This window comes from Limimaricola litoreus (assembly GCF_024159025.1).
Lineage (GTDB): Bacteria > Pseudomonadota > Alphaproteobacteria > Rhodobacterales > Rhodobacteraceae > Limimaricola > Limimaricola litoreus.
The window spans coordinates 1-21,495 of record NZ_JAMYXC010000238.1 but is presented as its reverse complement, the minus strand read 5'-3'; the positions used below and the strand labels follow the sequence as shown (position 1 = coordinate 21,495).

General features: G+C 68.9%; 22 protein-coding genes and 2 pseudogenes. 19 read left to right on the top strand and 5 right to left on the bottom strand.

Going from position 1 to position 21,495, the window contains the following annotated elements:
* The 8 genes from NHG85_RS15430 to NHG85_RS15395 all read left to right on the top strand — a co-directional run.
* On the top strand, positions 1 to 927 hold a 927-nt coding region (locus tag NHG85_RS15430; protein WP_253333925.1), incomplete at its 5' end, for an alpha/beta fold hydrolase.
* A 68-nt stretch (positions 928 to 995) separates the two neighbouring features.
* Positions 996 to 1,766 (top strand): monofunctional biosynthetic peptidoglycan transglycosylase, encoded by a 771-nt coding sequence (gene mtgA / locus NHG85_RS15425; RefSeq protein ID WP_253333923.1) that lies wholly within the window; start codon positions 996 to 998, stop codon positions 1,764 to 1,766.
* A 48-nt stretch (positions 1,767 to 1,814) separates the two neighbouring features.
* Entirely contained in the window at positions 1,815 to 2,501 is a 687-nt protein-coding gene (gene fzlA, locus NHG85_RS15420; RefSeq protein ID WP_253333921.1) for an FtsZ-binding protein FzlA, read from the top strand.
* Positions 2,502 to 2,547: 46 nt separating this feature from the next.
* Positions 2,548 to 3,612: a tRNA epoxyqueuosine(34) reductase QueG gene (gene queG / locus NHG85_RS15415; protein WP_253333919.1), complete on the top strand. Its 1,065-nt coding sequence runs from the start codon at positions 2,548 to 2,550 to the stop codon at positions 3,610 to 3,612.
* Positions 3,613 to 3,685: 73 nt separating this feature from the next.
* Complete coding sequence (locus NHG85_RS15410; RefSeq protein ID WP_253333929.1) at positions 3,686 to 4,849, top strand: PQQ-dependent sugar dehydrogenase; 1,164 nt, start codon at positions 3,686 to 3,688, stop codon at positions 4,847 to 4,849.
* A gap of 123 nt (positions 4,850 to 4,972) precedes the next feature.
* Positions 4,973 to 5,158, top strand: a complete 186-nt coding sequence (locus NHG85_RS15405) for a hypothetical protein (RefSeq protein WP_253333917.1) — start codon at positions 4,973 to 4,975, stop codon at positions 5,156 to 5,158.
* 130 nt (positions 5,159 to 5,288) lie between these two features.
* Entirely contained in the window at positions 5,289 to 6,245 is a 957-nt protein-coding gene (locus tag NHG85_RS15400; RefSeq protein WP_253333915.1) for a DMT family transporter, read from the top strand.
* Positions 6,246 to 6,264: 19 nt separating this feature from the next.
* Positions 6,265 to 6,651, top strand: coding sequence for a DUF1294 domain-containing protein (locus tag NHG85_RS15395; RefSeq protein ID WP_253333913.1), 387 nt, complete (start codon positions 6,265 to 6,267; stop codon positions 6,649 to 6,651).
* Between the two features lie 63 nt (positions 6,652 to 6,714).
* Here the strand turns inward: NHG85_RS15395 and NHG85_RS15390 are convergent, their stop codons facing one another.
* Positions 6,715 to 7,584, bottom strand: coding sequence for a branched-chain amino acid aminotransferase (locus NHG85_RS15390; RefSeq protein WP_253333911.1), 870 nt, complete (start codon positions 7,582 to 7,584; stop codon positions 6,715 to 6,717).
* Between the two features lie 155 nt (positions 7,585 to 7,739).
* Between NHG85_RS15390 and NHG85_RS15385 the strand changes: the two genes are divergently transcribed.
* The 6 genes from NHG85_RS15385 (at position 7,740) to dxs (ending at position 13,082) form a co-directional block, all read left to right on the top strand.
* Positions 7,740 to 8,246 carry a MarR family winged helix-turn-helix transcriptional regulator gene (locus NHG85_RS15385; RefSeq protein ID WP_253333909.1) on the top strand — a complete coding sequence of 169 codons (507 nt, stop codon included), beginning with the start codon at positions 7,740 to 7,742 and terminating at the stop codon, positions 8,244 to 8,246.
* Positions 8,246 to 8,947, top strand: a complete 702-nt coding sequence (locus NHG85_RS15380; protein ID WP_253333907.1) for a response regulator — start codon at positions 8,246 to 8,248, stop codon at positions 8,945 to 8,947. Before NHG85_RS15385 ends, NHG85_RS15380 begins: the two co-directional genes overlap by 1 nt.
* A 152-nt stretch (positions 8,948 to 9,099) precedes the next feature.
* Positions 9,100 to 10,026 (top strand): histone deacetylase family protein, encoded by a 927-nt coding sequence (locus NHG85_RS15375; protein ID WP_253333905.1) that lies wholly within the window; start codon positions 9,100 to 9,102, stop codon positions 10,024 to 10,026.
* Positions 10,023 to 10,265, top strand: coding sequence for an exodeoxyribonuclease VII small subunit (locus NHG85_RS15370; protein ID WP_253333903.1), 243 nt, complete (start codon positions 10,023 to 10,025; stop codon positions 10,263 to 10,265). Before NHG85_RS15375 ends, NHG85_RS15370 begins: the two co-directional genes overlap by 4 nt.
* The gene (locus NHG85_RS15365; RefSeq protein WP_253333902.1) at positions 10,258 to 11,124 is read left to right on the top strand and encodes a polyprenyl synthetase family protein; all 867 of its coding nucleotides are present in this window, start codon (positions 10,258 to 10,260) and stop codon (positions 11,122 to 11,124) included. The genes NHG85_RS15370 and NHG85_RS15365 overlap by 8 nt, the downstream gene beginning before the upstream one ends.
* A 17-nt stretch (positions 11,125 to 11,141) precedes the next feature.
* Positions 11,142 to 13,082 carry a 1-deoxy-D-xylulose-5-phosphate synthase gene (gene dxs, locus NHG85_RS15360; RefSeq protein WP_253333900.1) on the top strand — a complete coding sequence of 647 codons (1,941 nt, stop codon included), beginning with the start codon at positions 11,142 to 11,144 and terminating at the stop codon, positions 13,080 to 13,082.
* A gap of 7 nt (positions 13,083 to 13,089) precedes the next feature.
* Here the strand turns inward: dxs and NHG85_RS15355 are convergent, their stop codons facing one another.
* The 3 genes from NHG85_RS15355 to NHG85_RS15345 are packed head-to-tail and all read right to left on the bottom strand — an operon-like array spanning position 13,090 to position 15,350.
* Positions 13,090 to 13,938, bottom strand: coding sequence for an SDR family oxidoreductase (locus tag NHG85_RS15355; RefSeq protein ID WP_253333897.1), 849 nt, complete (start codon positions 13,936 to 13,938; stop codon positions 13,090 to 13,092).
* Positions 13,939 to 13,962: 24 nt separating this feature from the next.
* Positions 13,963 to 14,373, bottom strand: a complete 411-nt coding sequence (locus NHG85_RS15350) for a DUF1810 domain-containing protein (protein WP_253333895.1) — start codon at positions 14,371 to 14,373, stop codon at positions 13,963 to 13,965.
* A complete protein-coding gene (locus NHG85_RS15345; protein WP_253333893.1) occupies positions 14,370 to 15,350 on the bottom strand; it encodes a DNA topoisomerase IB in 981 nt (326 codons plus the stop codon). Before NHG85_RS15345 ends, NHG85_RS15350 begins: the two co-directional genes overlap by 4 nt.
* 195 nt (positions 15,351 to 15,545) lie before the next feature.
* Here NHG85_RS15345 and ade point away from each other — a divergent pair, with 195 nt between their 5' ends.
* The 5 genes and pseudogenes from ade (at position 15,546) to NHG85_RS15320 (ending at position 20,662) form a co-directional block, all read left to right on the top strand.
* Positions 15,546 to 17,345, top strand: coding sequence for an adenine deaminase (ade, locus tag NHG85_RS15340; protein ID WP_253333891.1), 1,800 nt, complete (start codon positions 15,546 to 15,548; stop codon positions 17,343 to 17,345).
* 5 nt (positions 17,346 to 17,350) lie between these two features.
* Complete coding sequence (locus tag NHG85_RS15335) at positions 17,351 to 18,826, top strand: AMP nucleosidase (RefSeq protein WP_253333889.1); 1,476 nt, start codon at positions 17,351 to 17,353, stop codon at positions 18,824 to 18,826.
* Between the two features lie 132 nt (positions 18,827 to 18,958).
* A complete protein-coding gene (locus NHG85_RS15330; RefSeq protein WP_253333887.1) occupies positions 18,959 to 19,249 on the top strand; it encodes an HU family DNA-binding protein in 291 nt (96 codons plus the stop codon).
* Between the two features lie 108 nt (positions 19,250 to 19,357).
* A pseudogene (locus NHG85_RS15325) lies at positions 19,358 to 20,212 on the top strand (DMT family transporter); the annotation flags it as partial.
* A gap of 93 nt (positions 20,213 to 20,305) precedes the next feature.
* Complete coding sequence (locus NHG85_RS15320) at positions 20,306 to 20,662, top strand: PRC-barrel domain-containing protein (protein ID WP_253333927.1); 357 nt, start codon at positions 20,306 to 20,308, stop codon at positions 20,660 to 20,662.
* A gap of 68 nt (positions 20,663 to 20,730) precedes the next feature.
* Here NHG85_RS15320 and aroC read toward each other — a convergent pair.
* Positions 20,731 to 21,417, bottom strand: a pseudogene (gene aroC, locus NHG85_RS15315) (chorismate synthase); the annotation flags it as partial.
* Positions 21,418 to 21,495: the final 78 nt, after the last annotated feature.

Sequence of the window (21,495 nt, the reverse complement as noted above, 5' to 3'; positions counted from 1 at the left end):
CGCGCGCTTGCCGGCCTCGCCATCGCGGCGCTGGCGGTTTCGGCCTATGCCAACCACCGCGCCGCCTGCCGCGCCGAGCGCGAGAACCCGCCGCTGGGGCGGTTCCTCGAAATCGACGGGGTGCGGCTGCATTACGTCGAGCGCGGCTCCGGCCCGGTGCTGGTGCTGCTGCACGGCAATGGCAGCATGATCCAGGATTTCGAAAGCAGCGGTCTCGTCGCGCGGGCGGCGCGGACGCACCGGGTCATCGTCTTCGACCGGCCCGGTTATGGCCACAGCGACCGGCCGCGCAGCCGGGTCTGGACCGACGTGGCGCAGGCCGATCTCCTGCACAAGGCGCTGCGCCGCCTGGGCGTCTCGCGCGCCACGGTGCTGGGCCATTCCTGGGGCTGCGCGGTGGCGGTGGCCTTGGCGCGGCGCGATCCGCCGATGGTGGGGGCTTTGCTGCTCGCTGCGGGCTTCTACTATCCCCGGCCACGCCTCGACGTGGTGGCGATGGCGGCGCCGGCGGTGCCGCTTCTGGGCGACGCGCTGCGCTACGCGGTCTCGCCGCTGCTGGCGCGGCTGCTCTGGCCGGGTCTCGTCCGGCAGATCTTCAGCCCCGCCCCGGTGCCCGCCGCCTTCCGCGCCTTTCCGCGCGAGATGGCGGTGCGCCCCTCGCAGCTGCGCGCCAGCGCCGCGGAATCCGCGCTGATGATCCTGCAGGCGGCGGCGCATGGCGGCTATGGCGACCTGCGCATGCCGGTCGCCATCCTGACCGGCACCGGCGACCGGGTGGTCGATCCCGCGACCCAGTCGGTCCGGTTGCACCGCGAGATCCCGCAAAGCCACCTCGAATGCCTGCCGGGCATCGGCCACATGATCCACCACAACGCCCCCGATGCGGTGATGGCGGCGATCGACCGGCTGGAGGGCCGCGCCCCCTGACACGGTTCCCCCCGTGACGCCGCGCCGATCGGCTTGACCCCGGCCCGGCGGGCAGGGTCTATGGCGGCATGGCCAAGCCCGTGAACACCTCGAAATCCGGCCCCGCGGCCCGGCGCAGGCGCAAGGGCGCGGCCCCCAAGGGCGACAAGCCTGCGGCCGCGCCGCGCGCTGGGCTGCCCCGCCGGATCGCGCGCATCGCGCTTTGGGCCGGGGCGGGCCTTCTGGGCCTCATGGGCGCGCTGATCCTGCTGTTTTCGACCGTGAACCCACCGATCACCCCCTACATGATCTCCGAGCGCGTGCGGCTGGGCGAAATCGCGCATGACTGGGTGCCGATGGAGGAGATCGCCCCGGTGATGGCCCGCGCCGCCGTCGCGGCGGAGGATGCGAACTTCTGCCTGCATTGGGGGCTCGACCTCCAGGCGATCCGCGCCGCCATGGCGCAGGGCGGCAACCGCGGCGCCTCGACCATCAGCCAGCAGACCGTCAAGAACCTCTATCTCTGGCAGGGGCGCAGCTGGCCGAGGAAGGCCCTGGAAGCGGTGATGACGCCCGCCGTCGAGGCGGTCTGGACCAAGCGGCGCATCCTCGAGACCTATCTCAACGTCGCCGAGTTCGACGAGGGCGTGTTCGGCGTGGGCCACGCCGCGCCGCATTACTTCGGCGTCGCCGCCGCCGATCTGTCGGATCTGCAGGCCGCCCGCCTCGCCGCGATCCTGCCCGACCCCAAGGGGCGCTCGGCCTCCGACCCATCCGACTTCGTGCGCCGCCGCGCCGAGCAGATCCGCGACGGCGCCGCCACGATCCGCCGCGACGGGCGCGACGACTGCTTCGAGTGATGCGCGCGCGGGATTGAAGCGGCGCGACAGTTGCGGCAGACAGGGGCCATGCAGAACACCCGCCCCGCCACGCAGCGCCTCTATCATTTCCCGCTCTCGCCGTTCTCGCGCAAGGTGCGGCTTTCCCTCGCCGAGAAACGCATCGAGGTCGAGCTGGTGGAGGAACGATACTGGGAACAGGACATCGAGTTCCTGCGCCGCAACCCGGCCGGCAAGGTGCCGGTGCTCAAGCTCGGCAACCGGCTGATGTCCGAAAGCAGCGCGATCTGCGAATACCTCGAAGAGGTGCAGCCCGATCCGCCGCTCCTGCCGCAATCGGCCGAGGCGCGATTCGAGGTGCGCCGCCTCGTCGGCTGGTTCGACGACAAGTTTCACCGCGAGGTGACCTCGAAGCTTCTGGGCGAGCGGGTGTTCAAGAAGGTTATGGGCGGCGGCTATCCCGACAGCACCAACGTCAAGGCCGGCGCACGGGCGATCAAGTATCACCTCGACTACATGGCCTGGCTCTTGGATCAGCGCCGCTGGCTCGCGGGCAACGAGCTGAGCCTCGCCGATTTCGCCGCCGCAGCACATCTGTCCTGCCTCGATTACATCTCGGACGTGGACTGGAACCGCTCCGAGACGGTCAAGGACTGGTACGCCAAGATCAAGTCGCGCCCCGCCTTCCGCTCGCTTCTGGCCGATCAGCTGCCGGGCTTTCCGCAGCCCGCCCATTACGCGGATCTCGATTTCTGAGACCGCGCGCTTGGGGCCGGCGGCCCGAATGCGTATTTGGTGAAAGATGAACCAGGGGGCGGCGCTCAAGACACGGCTGCGCGAGGCCGCGCTCGGCGAGGGATTCGCCGAGATGGGGATTTGCCGCCCCGACGCCATCCCCGAGGCCGCCGCGCGGCTCGCCACCTATGTCGATGAGGGCCGCCACGGCCAGATGGGCTGGATGGAGGAGCGCATGCACTGGCGCGGCGATCCCTCCGCGCTCTGGCCCGAGGCGCGCTCGGTCATCATGCTGGCCGAGGCCTATACCCCGCGCCACGATCCGCTGGAGGTGCTGAAGCAGCCCGACCGCGCGGCGATCAGCGTCTATGCCCATGGGCGCGATTACCACGACCTCGTTAAGAAACGGCTCAAGCGGGTCGGGCGCTGGCTGTTGGAGCAATGCCCCGAGGAGCAGATCAAGGTCTTCGTCGATACCGCGCCGGTGATGGAAAAGCCTTTGGCGCAGGCCGCAGGTCTCGGCTGGCAGGGCAAGCACACCAATCTTCTGGGCCGCACGGTCGGCAACTGGGTGTTCCTCGGCGCGATCTTCACCACCGTCGAGCTGCCCGTCGACGCGGCGGCGCGCGAGAAATGCGGCTCCTGCACGCGCTGCCTCGACATCTGCCCGACGGGCGCCTTTCCGGCCCCCTTCCAGCTCGATGCGCGGCGCTGCATCTCCTACCTCACCATCGAGCACAAGGGGCCGGTGCCCGAGGGGTTTCGCGTGGCGCTGGGCAACCGGATCTATGGCTGCGACGACTGTCTCGCCGTCTGCCCGTGGAACAAGTTCGCCCAAGAGGCGACCGAGATGCGCTATTTCGGCAAGGTCGACGCGCCGCCCCTGGCCGAGCTGGCAAAACTCGACGACGCGGCCTTTCGCGAGATGTTCTCGGGCAGCCCGATCAAGCGGATCGGGCGCGACCGCTTCTTGCGCAACGTGGCCTATGCCATCGGCAATTCCGGCGACCAGAGCCTGCTGCCCACGGCCCGGAACCTCGCCGCCGAGCCGGATCCGACACTGGCCGAGGCCGGTCAATGGGCCGTGAGGCGACTGGAAGGGCAGGGAAAGGCGGCTAGCTCGATACCCTGACAAGCACAGGGAGACCGAGATGAAGACCACATCGCCTTTCGTCGTTGCGGCCCTCGCGGCATGGCTGCCCGGCATGGCCCTCGCCGACACCGACCACGGCAGCGGCAAGCAGCCCGTCGATCGCGGCCCGGCCAATGCCGATTACGAGCCGGCCTTTCCCGAGCAGGAGCGCGCGCCAAAGATGGAGGCCACCGAGGTCTCCGTAGAGACCTTCGCCGACGGGCTGGAGCGCCCCTGGGGCCTCGCGCCGCTGCCCGAAGGCGGCTATCTCGTCACCGAGCGGCCGGGCCGCCTGCGCCATGTCTCGGCGCAGGGCGAGGTGCATGAGCCGATCTCCGGCCTGCCCGAGATCGATGCGCGCGAGCAGGGCGGTCTGCTCGACGTGACGCTCAGCCCCGAGTTCGCCTCCGACCGCATGGTCTATTTCACCTATGCCAAGCCGGTGGACGGCGGCGTCGCCACGGCGGCGGCACGCGGCACGCTGTCCGAGGACATGAGCGCGCTGGAAAACGTCGAGGACATCTTCGTGCAAGGCCCGCCCGCGAACGCGCCGATGCACTACGGCTCGCGCATCACCTTCGACGGCGAGGGCCATGTCTTCATCACCACGGGCGAGCATTTCACCGACGAGAACCGGGTGCTCGCGCAGGAACTCGACAACACCTATGGCAAGGTGGTGCGGCTCAACCCCGACGGCTCCGTGCCCGAGGACAACCCCTTCGTCGGACAGGAGGGCGAGGACGCAATCTGGTCCTATGGCCACCGCAACATCCAGGGCGCCGCGATCCAGCCCTCTACGGGCGACTACTGGACCATCGAGCACGGCCCCGCGGGCGGCGACGAGCTGAACCGCCCCGAGGCCGGAAAGAACTATGGCTGGCCCAAGGTGAGCTATGGCATCCGCTATGACGGCGATCCGATCGGCATCGGCGAGCCGCGCGCCGAAGGCACGGAAGAGCCGGTCTATTACTGGGACCCGGTGATCGCGCCCGGCGGCATGGCCTTCTACGAGGGCGGCGCCTTCGAGGGCTGGGAGGGCGACCTGATCATTGCCTCCCTCGCACCCGGTGAGGTCGTGCGGCTCGACATCAATGAGGAGGGCCTCGTGGTCGGGGAAGAGGCGCTCGTGGGTGGCAATGGCCGCGTGCGCGACGTGGAAATCACCGAAGAGGGCGAGGTGCTGTTCCTGATCGACAGCGAAGCGGGCGCGATCATGAAGATGTCGCCCAAGGGCTGAGACATCCGGCCCTGCCCCCGGCGGCGATTGGCGCAGATCCGGGGGCAGGGGGAAAACAGGCGACCGAATCGCCGAGGTTCGCTAGGGTGCAGACCCGCGATATCCCCAATGGAGGACATATCGATGACCAAGCACGTGATCGACAAGCCCAAGGACCGCAGCGAGATCAAGGCGCGCGAATACATGCGTCTCGAACGCGAGGAGACCCCGCACCGGGCGGTGAAGGGCCTGCACGCCCGCAGCCTCGGCGCCCGCGGCGCGGCGCGGATGCGAGAGTTCCTTCGGATCGAGCGCGGTCGCGAGGCCTGAGATCAGCGGGCCCCGGCGCGGGGCCCGCCGCTTTGCATGACAGATCACCGATGATGCGGCGGCGCGCGCAGGCCGGGCGCCGCTTGCCCCTGCCGCGAAGCCGGCTAGGGTCGGCGCGAAGGGATCTGTCATGCCACGCTCCGCCACCACCCCCGCCACGCCGCCGCAGCAGCCAATGCGGGGCATCGGCTTCAAGGTCGCCTCGGTCTGCGTCTTCGTCGCCATGGCGGCGATCATCAAGGCGACCTCGGGCGTGGTTCCGCCCGGCGAGGCGGTCTTCTTCCGGTCCTTCTTTGCGCTTCCCGTCATCATCGCATGGCTGCTGTGGCGCGGCGAGCTGCGCCACGGGCTTGAGACGCCCAACCCCATGGGTCACCTGTGGCGCGGCCTCGTCGGCACGGCGGCGATGGGGCTGGGTTTCACCGCGCTGGGGCTGCTGCCCTTCCCCGAGGTGACGGCGATCGGCTATGCCGCGCCGCTGATGGTGGTGGTGCTGGCGGCGATGTTCCTGGGCGAGGAGGTGCGCCTGTTCCGGCTCACGGCGGTGGGTGCGGGGCTGATCGGCGTGCTGATCGTCATGTCGCCCCGGCTGTCGGTGACCTCCGATCCGCTCAGCATGGCCGAGACGCTGGGCGCGGTGGTGGCGCTGGGCGGCGCGCTCTGCGCGGCGCTGGCGCAGGTCTTCGTGCGCAAGCTCACCCGCACCGAGGGCACGGCGGCGATCGTCTTCTGGTTCTCGACCACGGCGAGCGTTCTGGCGCTCCTGACGCTGCCCTTCGGCTGGGTGCTGCCCGGCCCCGGCACCTTCGCGCTGCTGGTGCTTGCGGGGCTGCTGGGCGGGCTGGGGCAGATCTTCCTGACCTCGAGCTACCGCTATGCCGACGCCTCGTTGATCGCGCCCTTCGAATACGCCTCGATGCTGCTGGCGCTGGGCGTGGGCTATTTCCTGTTCGACGAGGTGCCGACATGGACGATGCTGGCAGGCGCCGCGATCATCGTCTCGGCCGGTATCGCCATCATCCTGCGCGAGCGCAAGCTCGGGCTGGAGCGCGGCCGCGGACGGCGCGCCATGAGCCCGAACGGCTAGGCCAGAGGGAGCTCGGGACATGGAGGGGATGACGGCAGCGTTCGGCCTCGTGATCCTGCTCGCCGCGATGAACCTCGCGGGCTATGCCACCATGGCGCATGACAAGCGGCGGGCGAGGCGCGGGCTCCGGCGCTGGCCCGAGCGGCTGCTGCTGGGACTCGCGTTCTGGGGCGGCAGCCTCGGCACCCTGCTGGCGCAGCGACGGTTGCGCCACAAGACCCGCAAGCAGCCCTTCGCGCGCCGTCTCGGACTGATCCTCGCCCTGCACGCTCTCCTCGCGCTGGCGATCCCGCTGGCGCTTGCCGCCGCCCCCGTCGCGACGGCGGCACAGGTCATGGAGACGCTTTGCGGGCCCGGGTCCCTCGGACCCGGGCCGGGCCAACCGAAGATCGACCGGGACCCGTGACGGGCAGAGAAAAGGGGCGGCGCCACCCGGCACCGCCCCCATGATCGTCCCACCGTCGGAAGCTCAGGCGCGCACGAGCTTTTCGTAGCTTTCGGCCACGTCGCGGGTCAGCGCGCCGACCTCGAAGTTGTAATCGCCGATCTGCCCCACCGGGGTCACCTCGGCCGCCGTGCCGGTGAGCCAGCACTGCTCGAAGCCTTCGAGCTCCTCGGGCATGATGTGGCGCTCGTGCACGGTGATGCCCTTGTCCTTGAGCATCGCGATCACGGTCTGGCGGGTGATGCCGTTGAGGAAGCAATCGGCCAGCGGCGTGTGCACCTCGCCGTCCTTGACAAAGAACATGTTCGCGCCGGTCGCCTCGGCCACGTAGCCGCGATAGTCGAACATCATCGCATCCGAGCAGCCCTTGGCCTCGGCGGCGTGCTTGGACATGGTGCAGATCATGTAGAGACCCGCGGCCTTGGCCTGGCTGGGCGCGGTCTCGGGGGAGGGGCGCTTCCACTTGGCGATGTCGAGCTTGGCGCCCTTCATCTTGGCGTCGCCGTAATAGCTGCCCCATTCCCAGGCCGCGACGGCAAGACGCACGGGGTTGCGCAAGGACGCCACGCCCATGTCGGGGCCCGCGCCGCGCCAGGCCAGCGCCCGCACATAGGCGTCCGACCAGCCGTTGGCCTCGAGCACCGCGTATTTCGCCGCCTCGATCTCCTCGACCGAGTAGGGGATCTCGAAATCAAGCAGCTCGGCCGATTTGCGCAGCCGCTCGGAATGTTCGACGCCCTTGAAGATCTTGCCGTTGTAGCAGCGCTCGCCCTCGAACACCGAGGAGGCGTAATGCAGCGCATGGGTCAGGACATGCACCTTTGCGTCACGCCATTCCACAAGCTGGCCATCGAGCCAGATCTTACCGTCGCGATCGTCATAGCCACCGGACATGGCGTGCCTCCCTGTCAAGATGTTCGGGCCAGCGCAGGTCTGCGAGACCGAAAATTGCGCCTCATGGGGCAGATCGCTAGTGCTTCGCCCTTGGAATGTCAACAAGGCTGACGTATTGTGACCCGAAGTCGAGCGACCAAGGGGGACGACAGCGCATGGCCGAGGCACCGGCGCCGCAGGGGGGATCGGGTCTCCTCTTCCTGACGGACGAGCAGCTCAGGAAGGGCATCGAGGCGATGTTCTTCGCCTATCGCGGCTTCACCGCCGACCCCGACCGCATCCTCGAGAACCGCGACATGGGACGCGCCCATCACCGGGCGATCCATTTCATCCACCGCTCGCCCGGCACCACCGTCTCGAACCTGATGGCGCTTTTGGGCGTCACCAAGCAGTCGCTCAACCGGGTGCTGCGCGCGCTCATCGCGGCGGGGCTGGTCGAGGTGCGGGTGGGGCGGCGCGACCGGCGCGAGCGGCACCTGCACCTGACCGAGGAGGGCGCGGCGCTCGAACGCGAGCTGTCGAACGCCCAACGCGAGCGGATGCGCGCGGCCTACCGCACCGCCGGGCCGGTCGCAGTGGCGGGCTTCCGACAGGTGCTCGAGGCGATGATGGACGACGACAGCCGCCGCCAATACGAGGCGCTGGCAGGAAGGGGCGGTTGATGAGCACCGATCTTGCGCATCTGCTGGTGGTCGACGACGACGCAAGGCTGCGCAGCCTGCTGCAGAAGTTCCTCGCGCGGCACGGCTATCTCGTCACCGGCGCGCGCGACGCGGCCCATGCGCGCCGCCTGCTCTCGGGGCTCGATTTCGATCTCATCGTGATGGATGTGATGATGCCCGGCGAGGACGGCATCTCGCTGTGCCGCTCCTTGCGCGAGACGCTGCCGGTGCCGATCCTGCTTTTGACCGCGCGCGGCGAGACCGGCGATCGGATCATGGGGCTGGAGGCCGGGGCCGACGACTACCTCGCCAAGCCCTTCGATCCCAAGGAACTGCTCTTGAGGATCAACGCCGTGCTGCGCCGCCAGCCCGCGCCCGAGGCCGTGCCCGAACCCGCAGCCACGCTGGAGCTCGGCCCGGTGCGCTACGACGTGGCGCGCGGCGAGATGTGGGAGGGCGAGACCCGGATCCGGCTGACGGCGACCGAATCGCAGCTGATGCGGATCTTTGCCGCCCAGCCGGGCGAGGCGGTGAGCCGCGCTCAGCTGGTCGAGGAGCTGGGCCGCGGCGACGGCCAGAGCCAGGAACGCGCGGTCGACGTGCAGATCACGCGGCTCAGGCGCAAGTTCGAAACCGATCCGCGCCAGCCGCGCTACCTGCAGACGGTGCGCGGCGAAGGCTACATGCTGACGCCCGACTGAAGCGGCGGGATCTGCGTATTTGAAGAAAGATGAACCAGGGGGCGCATCGCCTTTCATCTTTCGGCAAATACGCAATCGCCATGGGTCATCTGCGAGACGGATGATCTTCCCGGCGCTTGCACATGCCGCCGATCTGGGCTTGCCTGCCGGACATGACCACGGCGCTTCTCACACACCCCGACGGCTTCGACCACGCGACACCCCCCGGCCATCCCGAGCAGGTGGCCCGGCTCGACGCGGTGCTCGGCGCGCTCGAGGATTTCGACCTCCTGCGCGTCAAGGCGCCGCTCGCGGCGGAGGCGGATCTTTTGCGCGTGCATCCCAAATCCCATCTCGACGCGCTGCGCCGGGATCTGCCCGAACAGGGGGTGCACCAGCTCGATGCCGACACATGGCTCTCGCCCGGCAGCCTCGGGGCCGCATGGCGCGGCGCGGGCGCTGCGATCCGGGCGGTGGATCTCGTGCTGGGAGGCGAGGCCGACAATGCCTTTTGCGCGATGCGGCCCCCCGGTCATCACGCCGAGCGCGAGACGGCGATGGGCTTTTGCCTTCTGGGCAATGTGGCGGCGGCGGCGAAGCACGCGCTCGATCATCACGGGCTGAGCCGCGTGGCGATCATCGATTTCGACGTGCATCACGGCAATGGCACGCAGGACCTCGTGGAGGACGATCCGCGCATCCTGTTCTGCTCGACCCACGAGATGCCGCTTTACCCGGGCACGGGCGATCCCGCCGACACCGGGCCGCATGACACGGTGGTCAACGTGGCGCTGCGGGCGGGGACCGACGGGGCGGGGATGCTCGCCGCGCTGGAGGACAGGGTGTTTCCGCGCGTCGTGGCGCATGGCCCCGAGCTGATCCTCGTCTCGGCCGGGTTCGACGCGCATCGCGCCGACCCGCTGGCCGGGCTGATGCTGGAGACGGAGGATTTCGCGCGCGTGACGGCGCGGATCTGCGATCTGGCCGAAGTTCTCTGCGCAAGGCGCGTGGTCTCCGCGCTCGAAGGCGGCTATGACCTCGAAGCGCTGGGCGCCTCAGCGGCCGCCCATGTCAGGATATTGGAGGAACGCGGTAGATGAGCGACGCGACACCCGTGAACGAGATGAGCTTCGAAGCGGCGATCAAGGAGCTGGAGCAGGTTGTGGGCAAGCTGGAGCGCGGCGATGTCGCGCTCGACCAGTCCATCGCGCTCTACCAGCGCGGGGCCGAGCTCAAGGCGCGCTGCGAGGCGCAGCTCGCCGAGGCCGAAGAAAAGGTCGCGAAGATCACCCAAACCCCCGACGGGCAGGCGCAGGGCACCGCGCCGCTCGATGGCTGAGGCGTTCCGCGCCGCGCTGGCCGAGGCCGGGCGCGAGACGCAAGCCGTGCTGCGCGCGCGGCTTGCGCAGCACGATCTGCCGGTGGCGCGCGCGATGGAGCACGCGGTCGTGGGCGGCAAGGGGCTGCGCGGCTTTCTCGTGCTCGAAGGCGCGCGGCTGCACGGGGTGGACCGCGAAGCGGCGCTCCTGCCCGCCGCCGGGATCGAGGCGCTGCACGCCTATTCGTTGGTGCATGACGACCTGCCTGCCATGGATGACGACGATCTGCGCCGTGGGCGGCCCACCGTGCATGTCGCATGGGACGAGGCCATCGCGATCCTCGCCGGCGACGCGCTGCAGAGCCTCGGTTTCGAGCTTTGCGCCGATCCCGCCGTCGGGCCGCACCGCGCCGACCTGTGCCTCGCGCTCGCGCGCGCGGGCGGCATCGCGGGCATGGTCGGCGGGCAGGCCCGCGACATCATGGCCGAAAGCGCCGACGTGCCGCTCGATCTCGATCAGATCACCGAGCTGCAGCAGGGCAAGACCGGCGCGCTGATCCGCTGGTCGGCAGAGGCGGGCGCGGTGATGGCGGGGGCGGATGCGCGCCCGCTCGGGCGTTACGCTGCAGCACTCGGCCTTGCCTTTCAGATCGCGGACGACATCCTCGACGTGGAGGGGGACGCGGACAAGATGGGCAAGGCGGTGCGCAAGGATGCAGGGGCGGGCAAGGCGACCTTCGTGTCGCTGCTCGGGCTGGGACCGGCGAAGGCGCGCGCCGCCGAGCTGGTCGAGGCCGCCTGTGACGCGCTGTCGCCCTACGGTGCGCAGGCCGGAACCTTGCGCGAGACCGCCCGCTTCGTTATCGCGCGCGACAGCTGAACATCAGGGGGCTCGCCATGACCCAGACGCCGAACCGCCCCGTCACCCCCGTGCTTGACCGGGTGAAGATCCCCGCCGACATGAAGCGGCTGAGCGATGCCGAGCTCAAGCGCCTCGCCGACGAGCTGCGCGCCGAGACCATCTCGGCGGTGAGCGAGACCGGCGGGCATCTTGGTGCCGGCTTGGGCGTGGTCGAGATGACCGTGGCGCTGCACGCGGTGTTCGATACGCCGCGCGACCGCGTGATCTGGGACGTGAGCCACCAGTCCTACCCGCACAAGATCCTGACCGGGCGGCGCGACCGCATCCGCACCCTGCGCCAGAAGGACGGGCTATCGGGCTTCACCAAGCGCTCCGAAAGCCCCTATGACCCCTTCGGCACGGCGCATAGCTCGACCTCGATCTCTGCCGCGCTGGGGCTTGCCACGGCGCGCGATCTGGGCGGGCGGGGCCTTGAGGGCGAGAGCGTCGGCGATTGCATCGCGGTGATCGGCGACGGCGCGATGAGCGCGGGCATGGCTTACGAGGCGATGAACAACGCGGGCCATCTGGGCAAGCGGCTGATCGTCATCCTCAACGACAACGAGATGTCGATCGCCCCGCCCGTGGGCGCAATGTCTTCCTATCTGTCGCGGCTCTATGCCGGCGCGCCGTTCCAAGAGTTCAAGGCGCTGGCCAAGGGCGCGGTGAGCTTCCTGCCGCCCCCCTTCCAGGAGGGGGCAAAGCGGGCCAAGGACGTGTTCAAGCACATGACCGTCGGCGGCACGCTGTTCGAGGAGCTGGGCTTTTCCTACATCGGCCCGATCGACGGGCACGACATGGATCAGATGCTCTCGGTGCTGCGCACGGTGAAGGCGCGCGCCGACGGGCCGGTGCTGATCCATGCGATCACCAAGAAAGGCAAGGGCTACGGCCCCGCCGAGGAAGCCGCGGACAAGGGGCACGCGACCGCGAAGTTCGACGTGGTCTCGGGCAAGCAGTCCAAGGCCAAGAGCAACGCGCCCTCCTACACCTCGGTCTTTTCCGAAAGCCTGATCAAGGCCGCCGAGAAGGACGACAAGATCGTCGCCGTGACGGCGGCCATGCCCGACGGCACCGGCCTTGCGCGGTTCATGGACCGCTACGCCAGCCGCTGCTTTGACGTGGGCATCGCCGAGCAGCACGCGGTGACCTTTGCCGCAGGTCTCGCGGCGGGCGGCATGAAGCCCTTCTGCGCGATCTACTCGACCTTTTTGCAGCGCGGCTACGACCAGGTCGTGCACGACGTGGCGATCCAGCGCCTGCCGGTGCGCTTCGCCATCGACCGCGCCGGCCTCGTGGGGGCCGATGGCGCGACCCATGCCGGGTCATTCGACGTGGGCTTCATGGCCAACCTGCCGGGCATGGTGGTGATGGCCGCCGCCGACGAAGCGGAGCTCGCGCGCATGGTGGTGACGGCAGCCGCGCATGACGAGGGCCCGATCGCCTTCCGCTTTCCGCGCGGCGAGGGCGTGGGCGTGGAGATTTCGCCCGAAGCGCAGCCCATCGAGATCGGCAAGGGCCGGATCGTGCAGGAAGGCAGCCGCGTGGCGATCCTCTCCTTCGGCACGCGGCTGTCGGAGGCGGTGAAGGCCGCAGAGGCGCTGTCGGCGCGCGGCATCACGCCGACCATCGCCGATGCCCGTTTCGCCAAGCCGCTCGACCGCGAGATGATCCTGAAGCTGGCGGAAGATCACGAGGCGCTGATCACCATCGAGGAGGGGGCCGTCGGCGGCTTTGGCAGCCACGTGGCGCAGCTTCTCTCCGACGAGGGCGTGTTCGACGCGGGACTGAAGTTCCGCTCCATGGTGCTGCCCGACATCTTCATCGATCAGGCGAGCCCCGCCGACATGTACGAGACGGCGCAACTCTCGGCCCGGCACATCGAGGAGAAGGTGCTGTCTGTGCTGGGCGTCGAGGTGATGGGCAAGCGGGCCTGAGGCGCGCCTAGCCCCCATCCTTCAAAAGCGCGGCCAGCCCCGAGCGGTAATCGGGGTGGATCAGCCGCACCCCAAGCTCGTCCTTGATCCGGTCGTTTCGGACCTTCTTCGATTCGGCGTAGAAGCTGCGCGCCATCGGCGTCATCTCGGCCTTCTCGAAGGCCACTTCCGGGGGCACAGGCAGGCCAAGGAGCTCGGCGGCATGGGCGATGACGTCCTGCGGCGGGGCCGGGTCGTCATCGCACAGGTTGTAGATCGCGCCGGGGTTCGGGCGCTCGATGCTGGCCTTGAGCACCTGCGCGATGTCCTCGACATGGATGCGGCTGAAGACCTGCCCCTGCTTGACGATACGCCGCGCAGTGCCTTGCCGCACCTTCTCGAACGGCCCGCGACCGGGGCCGTAGATCCCCGCGAGGCGAAAGATATGCAGCGGCAGGCCGGGAATCGCCCGCCACGCGGCTTCGGCCTCGACACGCGCGCGGCCGCGCTTCGTCGCCGGGCGCAGATCACTGCTTTCATCGACCCAATCGCCACCCCGGTCGCCATAGACCCCGGTGGTAGAAAGATATCCGACCCAAGCGAAGCGCTCCGCGCGCGCGGCGATGGCATCACGCCACTCGCGCAGCACCGGATCGCCTTGCGCTTCGGGCGCGGCGGAGATCAGCAGATGCGTGGCCGCGTCGAGCGCCTGCGTCAGGTCGCTGCCCGGCCAGATCGCGGACTCCACGCCTTCAGCGCGCAGCGCCTCGGCCTTGTCGCCCGAGCGGGTGGTGCCGATGACGCGCCAACCGTCGGGCAGGAGGCGAGCGAGGGCGCGGGCGGAGTAGCCGTGGCCAAAGGAAAGAAGCGTGTTCATGGGCGATATGTGCCCGATGCGGCGCTAGCGGTCCAGCAGGGCGAGGGTGCGGTCGTCTGGCCCATCGTAGAAGGCGTTGAGAATTTCGCCGAAAACCGGGTCGGCGCCGGGCTGCGCGGCAAAGAGCGTGGCGGAGCTTCTGAGCTTCAGCGCGTCGATGCCGCCGAGGATATCTTCGGGCGCGCGGCCCCGATGCGCGAGCATGGCGCGGGAAATCTCGACGAGGCGCGGCCCGAGCACCGGATGGGCGAGATAGGCGCGCGCCTCCTCCGCATCGATGATGCCGTAATGCTGCGCCATCGGCGACTGGCCGAGCCCCCGGATCTGCGGCCAGACATACCACATCCAGTGGCTGCGCTTTTGCCCCGCCTCGATCTCGGACAGGGCGGTGGCGTAGCTGCCCTTCTGGGCTTCGACGAAGCGATCGAGGCTCATGACAGGAGCCTCAAGAGCGCGCGCTCGGCCTGCCGCAGCCCGGCGGTTTCGGGCAGGTCTTCCAGCAATGCGGCGCGGTCCTCCGCCTGTGCCTCGTGCAGGGCGATCACCTTGGGGTGGATGTAGCTGTTGCGGGCGATGGTCGGAGTGTTGGCCAGCCGCTCGGCCGCGGCCTCGCTCATGGATCTGATGGTCAGATCCTCCTCGCGCAGCGCGCAGGCCAGCGCCGCTTCGGAGCCGGCCCATGTGCGGAATGTCTTTGCGGTGATGTGCTCGGAGCCGGTGATCTCGGCCAGCCTGTCGTTGACCTGTCCCGAGGAGACCGAGCGCGGCGTGCCGTCCTCGTCCACCCAGCCGATCAGCTCCTTGCCGGGCAGGTCGTGCAGCTGCTCCAGCACCTTCATCAATGAGCGGTCCTTGAGCTTGCGGTTCACCTTCTTGTTGCCCTTGGCGGTGTAGCGCAGCCGCATCTCGCCGCCACCGAGCCGGATGTGCCGCCCCCTCAGCGTGGTCGCGCCATAAGTGCGGTTCTCGGCGGCGTATTCGGGGTTGCCCACCCGGATCGACACCCGGTCGATCAGCGCCAGCACGGCGGCGATGGCAAAATCGAGCTCGCCCGCCTCGCCCGACAAATCGCGGCGGATGCGGCGGCGGATGGCAGGGAGGGCTTCGCCGAAGGCGGCGAGATTGTCGAACTTGTGCGCCTCGCGCCAGGCGCGCCAGTCGGGGTGGTAACGGTACTGCTTGCGCGCGCGGTCGTCGTGGCCGGTCGCCTGCAGGTGGCCATGCGGCTTGGGACAGATCCAGACCTTGTCATAGGCGGGCGGCACGGCGAGCGCCTCGATGCGGCGGCGCTCGGGTCCGCGGGCGATGGTCGTGCCGTCGGGGGCGGTATAGGCGAAGCCGCGCCCGCAGCGGCGGCGGGTGATGCCGGGCTCGGAATCGGGATAGTAGACGAGCTTGGCGGGGGGCGGCATGGCAGGTCTCCTCGACCGCGCAACGCGCCTTGCATGGGGGGCGTTCCGCGCGCGGCGATCACGCTCTCGCGCGCCAAAGGTTCATCTTTCCGCAAATACGCATGCCACCGGTTTCGACCGGCGCATCGCCAGGGCCTCTCGCGTCACGCCTTCGGCGGGGTTGCGGCGGCCCGCCGGTTGGTATGTGATCCGAAGATGGAACATGTCGTCAAACCCTGGGCCGAGGTTGCCCCCCGTCTCGTCGCCGTGGCCGCAGGCCGCGAGCCTGCCGATCTCGTGATCCGCGGCGGGCGTCTCGTGAACGTGCAGAGCCGCGAGATCCTCGATGGCTGGGAGGTGGCGGTGGCCGAGGGGCGTTTTGCCTATGTCGGCCCCGATGCGAGCCATTGCATCGGCGCGGACACGCAGGTGGTCGAGGCGGAGGGGCGCTACCTGATCCCCGGGCTGATCGACGCGCATATGCATATCGAGAGCGGCATGCTGACCCCCGCCGAATTCGCCGCCGCCGTGATCCCGCACGGCACCACGACGATGTTCACCGACCCGCATGAGATCGCCAACGTGCTGGGGCTCGAAGGCGTCAGGATGATGCATGACGAGGCGCTGATGCAGCCCGTCAACATCTTCACCCAGATGCCGAGCTGCGCCCCCTCGGCGCCGGGGCTGGAGACGACGGGGCACGAGATCAGCCCCGAGGACGTGGCCGAGGCGATGCAATGGCCCGGCATCGTCGGCTTGGGCGAGATGATGAACTACCCCGGCGTGGTGGCGGGCGATCCCAAGATGCTGTCGGAGATCGCCGCCACCATGCGCGCGGGCAAGACCGTGGGCGGGCACTACGCCAGCCCCGACCGCGGCGCGCCGTTCCACGCCTATGTCGCGGGCGGGCCGGCGGATGATCACGAGGGCACGCGCGAGAGCGACGCGATCGACCGGGTGCGGCAGGGGATGCGCTCCATGCTGCGGCTGGGCTCGGCCTGGTACGACGTGGAGAGCCAGATCACCGCCGTCACCGAAAAGGGGCTCGATCCGCGCAACTTCGTGCTGTGCACCGATGATTGCCACTCCGGCACGCTGGTGAACGACGGCCACATGGACCGGGTGGTGCGCCATGCGATCGACTGCGGCTGCGATCCGGTGGTGGCGCTGCAGATGGCGACGATCAACTCGGCCACGCATTTCGGCATGGAGCGCGAGCTGGGCAGCATCGCGCCGGGGCGCCGCGCCGACGTGATCCTGACGAGCGATCTCAGGAGCCTGCCGATCGAGCAGGTCTTCGCACGCGGGGTGCTGGTCGCCGAAAACGGTGATCTGCGTGTCACATGCCCGCATTACGACTGGCCCTTGAAGGCGCGCGACACGGTGCGCCTCGGCAAGGAGCTGGTGGCGGATGACTTTCACGTCAAAGCCCCCGAAGGGGCGAACACGGTGCGCGCCAGGGTGATCGGCGTGGTCGAGAATCAGGCGCCGACGCGGGCGCTGGTGCGCGAGCTTCCCGTGCAGGGGGGCGCGGTGGTGCCCGAAGGGGCGGTGGCGCGGATCGCGCTCGTGGAGCGGCACCGCGGCACTGGCGGCGTGACCAACGGCTTCGTCGAGGGCTTCGGCTACGAGGGGCGCATGGCGATCGCCTCCACCGTCGCGCATGACAGCCACCACATGATCGTCGTCGGCACGGATGCCGAGATGATGGCGCGCGCCGCGAACCGGCTGGGCCGGGTCGGCGGCGGCGTCACCGTCTGGCGCGACGGCGAGGAGCGCGCGCTGGTGCGGCTGCCGATCGCGGGGCTGATGTCGGACGCGCCGGCGCGCGAGGTGGCGGCCGCGGCCCAGGCCATGGGGGATGCGATGCTGGATGCTGGCTGCACGCTCAACAACGCCTACATGCAGCACTCGCTGCTCGCGCTCGTGGTGATCCCCGAGCTGCGCATATCGGATCTGGGGCTGGTGGACGTCACCCGCTTCGAGATCACGGGACCATTCGAAGGACAGGACTGAACCAGATGGAGAAGACGCTGAAGATCCAGACGCCCCCCACCCCCGCCGCCGAAGCCTTCACCGACCCAGAGGCGGCGCTCGCGCGGCTGCGGGAGATCTACGACACCGCCTCGCGCTTCTTGTGCGAGAAATTCACCGAGACGCTGGGCGGCGGCGTGCCTGAGACGCGCTACCGCGCCTTCTACCCCGAGATCCGCTTTTCCACCGCGACCTTCGCGCTGGCCGACAGCCGGCTGAGCTTTGGCCACGTGGCGGGACCGGGCACCTATGCGACGACGGTGACGCGGCCGCGCCTATTCGGCAATTACCTCAAGCAGCAGATGCGGCTTTTGATCGAGAACCATGGCGTGCCGGTGGTGATCGGCGCGTCGGAGACGCCGATGCCGGTGCATTTCGCCGTGGCCAACGACGCCAGCGTGACGGTGCCGCAGGACGGGGCGATGGAGTTTCACCTGCGCGACGTGTTCGACGTGCCGGATCTTTCGACCACGCATGACGACATCGTCAATGGCAACGGCTTTACCTATCCCGACGGGGCGATGCCGCTCGCGCCCTTCACGGCGCAGCGGATCGACTATTCGCTCGCCCGGCTCGCGCATTACACCGCGACCGACCCGACCCATTTCCAGAACCACGTGCTTTTCACCAACTACCAGTTCTATGTCGAGGAGTTCGAGGCCTACGCCCGCCACGTGCTGGCCGATCCCGAGAGCGGCTACACCGCCTTCGTCGGGCCGAACAACCAGGTGATCACCGACCCCGAGGGGGCGATGCACATCCCCGCCAAGATGCCGCAGATGCCGACCTATCACCTCAAGCGCGACAACGGGCAGGGGATCACGCTGGTCAACATCGGCGTCGGCCCGTCCAACGCCAAGACCGCGACCGACCACATCGCGGTGCTGCGCCCGCATGCCTGGCTGATGGTGGGCCATTGCGCGGGGCTGAGAAACAGCCAGCGGCTGGGGGATTTCGTGCTCGCGCATGGCTACCTGCGCGAGGATCACGTGCTCGACGACGACCTTCCGGTCTGGGTGCCGATCCCGGCGCTGGCCGAGATCCAGATCGCGCTTGAGGATGCGGTGGCGCAGGTCACCGCGCTCGAAGGGTTCGAGCTCAAGCGGATCATGCGCACCGGCACGGTGGCCACCATCGACAATCGCAACTGGGAGTTGCGCGACCAATCGGGTCCGGTGCAACGGCTGAGCCAGTCGCGGGCCGTGGCGCTCGACATGGAGAGCGCGACCATCGCCGCCAACGGCTTTCGCTTCCGGGTGCCCTACGGCACGCTTCTGTGCGTCTCGGACAAGCCGCTGCACGGCGAGCTGAAGCTGCCGGGCATGGCCTCGGATTTCTACAAGACGCAGGTGGCGCGCCACCTGATGATCGGGATCCGGGCGATGGAGCGGCTGCGCGAGATGCCGCTCGAGCGCATCCACAGCCGCAAGCTGCGTAGCTTCGAAGAGACGGCCTTCCTGTGAAACCCGCCGATACCGTAAGGAAATGGCGATTTTTGCTTGCAATGACGCTTGTTTCATTGTGGGTCTAGGCAACACGCCGCGCCAAGCGGTGCAAGGACAAGCCCCGAGCGGGCTGTGGCAAGGAGACCTGGAATGGCCAAACCGATGACCAAGGCGCAACTCGTCAGCGCCATCGCCGACGAGACCGGCGGCGACAAGAAGACCGCCGGCGCCCATCTGGATGCGCTGGTCGCCATCATCACCCGCGAAGTGTCGCAGGGCGGCGCCGTGACATTGCCGAACGTCGGCAAGATCTACTGCCGCGAGCGCCCCGAGCGCATGGTCCGCAACCCGGCCACCGGCGAGCAGATCAAGAAGGACGCCGATAAGGTGGTCAAGATGACCATCGCCAAGGCCCTCAAGGACAGCGTCAACGAAGATTGATCGCGCTTGGGGCCGCGGTCTTGCGGTTCGGACGATTTGAGGAAAGGGTCGCCCCGAAGGGCGGCCCTTTTCGTTTTCGGCCCCCGCTTGCCGCTGCGGAGGGCGTGTATGGATATCAGGTCGCTCGGGCTCGGACTCGCCTTTGCGCTGATGTGGTCCTCGGCCTTCACTTCGGCGCGGGTGATCGTCGCCGACGCGCCGCCGCTCATCGCGCTGACGCTGCGCTTTCTCGTCTCGGGGCTGATCGCCATCGGCATCGCGCTGGCGCTGCGTCAGACGGCGCGGCTGAGCCGGTCGCAGTGGCGCGGGGTGGTGGTGTTCGGCCTGTGCCAGAACGCGCTCTATCTGGGGCTCAACTTCGTGGCGATGCAATGGATCGGCGCCTCGGTCGCCTCGATCATCGCCTCGACCATGCCGCTCCTCGTGGCGCTGATCGGCTGGGTGGTGCTGCGCGACCGGCTGCCGCCCATGGCGGCGCTGGGCCTCGTGGCGGGCTTCGCGGGCGTGGCGGTCATCATGGGCGGGCGCATGGCGGGCGGGCTCGACCTTCTCGCCGTGGCGCTCTGCGCGGTGGCGGCGCTGGCGCTGGCCACCGCGACGCTGGCGGTGCGCGGCGCGGCCGCGGGCGGCAACCTGATGATGGTGGTCGGGTTGCAGATGCTGGTCGGCGCGGCGGCGCTGCTGCCACCGGCGCTGGCCTTCGAGACATGGTCGGTCGACTGGTCATGGCCGCTCATCGTGGCCTTTGCCTATACCGTGCTGGTGCCGGGCGTGCTGGCGACGCTGGTGTGGTTCGTGCTGGTCGAGCGGATCGGTGCCGTGCGCGCGGCGACCTTCCACTTTCTAAACCCGGTCTTCGGCGTGCTGATCGCCGCGGTGCTCCTGGGCGAGGCGCTGGGCGCCATGGACGCGCTGGGCGTCGCGGTGGTGGCGGCGGGCATTCTCGCGGTGCAGCTGGCGCGCCGCCGCTCGGCGGAAACCGGCGCAGCCCGCGCAGCGGCGGAACAGCCGGGCGGGGTTGTCGGTTTTACCTCCGAGACAGCACAGGAGGACATCATGTTCGACTACAGCGACAGTCATTCCACGATCTCGTCCGACCGGGTCAACGGCACCGAGGTCTACGGCGCGGGCGGTGAGAAGATCGGCCATATCGACCACCTCGTGATCGACAAGAAATCGGGCAAGATCACCTATGCGGTGATGGGCTTCGGCGGTTTCCTCGGCATGGGAGAGGAGCATCACCCGATCCCATGGTCCAAGCTCGAATACGACACCGGGCTGAACGGCTACCGCACCGACATCACCGAGGAGCAGCTCAGAGGCGCGCCCGAGCGGCCCGAGCGCTGGTACGAGGACCGGCGCTGGGAAGAGGCCGCCTATACCCATTACGGGGCGCCCTATTACTGGATCTGATGCGCCTGCTGCGCAAGACGAAGGCCGCCGGGGACCCCCGGCGGCCTTTTTCATGATCGGATGCAGCCTCAGCCGATGGTGCCGCGCTGCCCGCCGGTCTGGCCGCGATCGAGCAGGTAGTGATCGAGCAGCACGCAGGCCATCATCGCCTCGGCCACAGGCACCGCGCGGATGCCGACGCAAGGATCGTGGCGGCCCTTGGTGACGACCTCGGTGGCGCTGCCGTCGAGCTTGATCGAGCGGCGGGGCGACAGGATCGATGAGGTGGGCTTGACCGCAAAGCGCAGCACCACGTCCTGCCCCGAGCTGATCCCGCCCAGCACCCCGCCTGCGTGGTTCGAGCCGTATTCGGGGCCGTTCTCGCCCATGAAGATCTCGTCGGCATTGTCGCGCCCCGTCAGTGCGGCGGCAGCCATGCCCTCGCCGATCTCGACGCCCTTCACCGCGTTGATCGACATCATCGCCGCCGCCAGATCGGTGTCGAGCTTGCCATAGACCGGCGCGCCGAGACCCGCGGGCACGCCCGAGGCGGTGACCTCGATCATCGCGCCGACCGAGTTGTGATCCTTGCGCAGCGCGTCGAGATAATCGGCCCATTCGGCCGCCGCCGTCGCATCGGGGCACCAGAAGTCGTTGCGCGCGATCTCGTTCATGTCGAGCCGCGCGCGGTCGATCATCTTTTCGCCCATCTGCACCATGTAGCCGGTGATCTTCAGCTCCGGCAGCAGCGCCGCCAAGGCCGCCCGCGCCACGCCATGGGGTCGCGGAGCGGGCCGAAGCCCTGGTAGCCGACTGGCACGAGGATCTCGTTCGGCAGAAAGACGCTGCCGGGA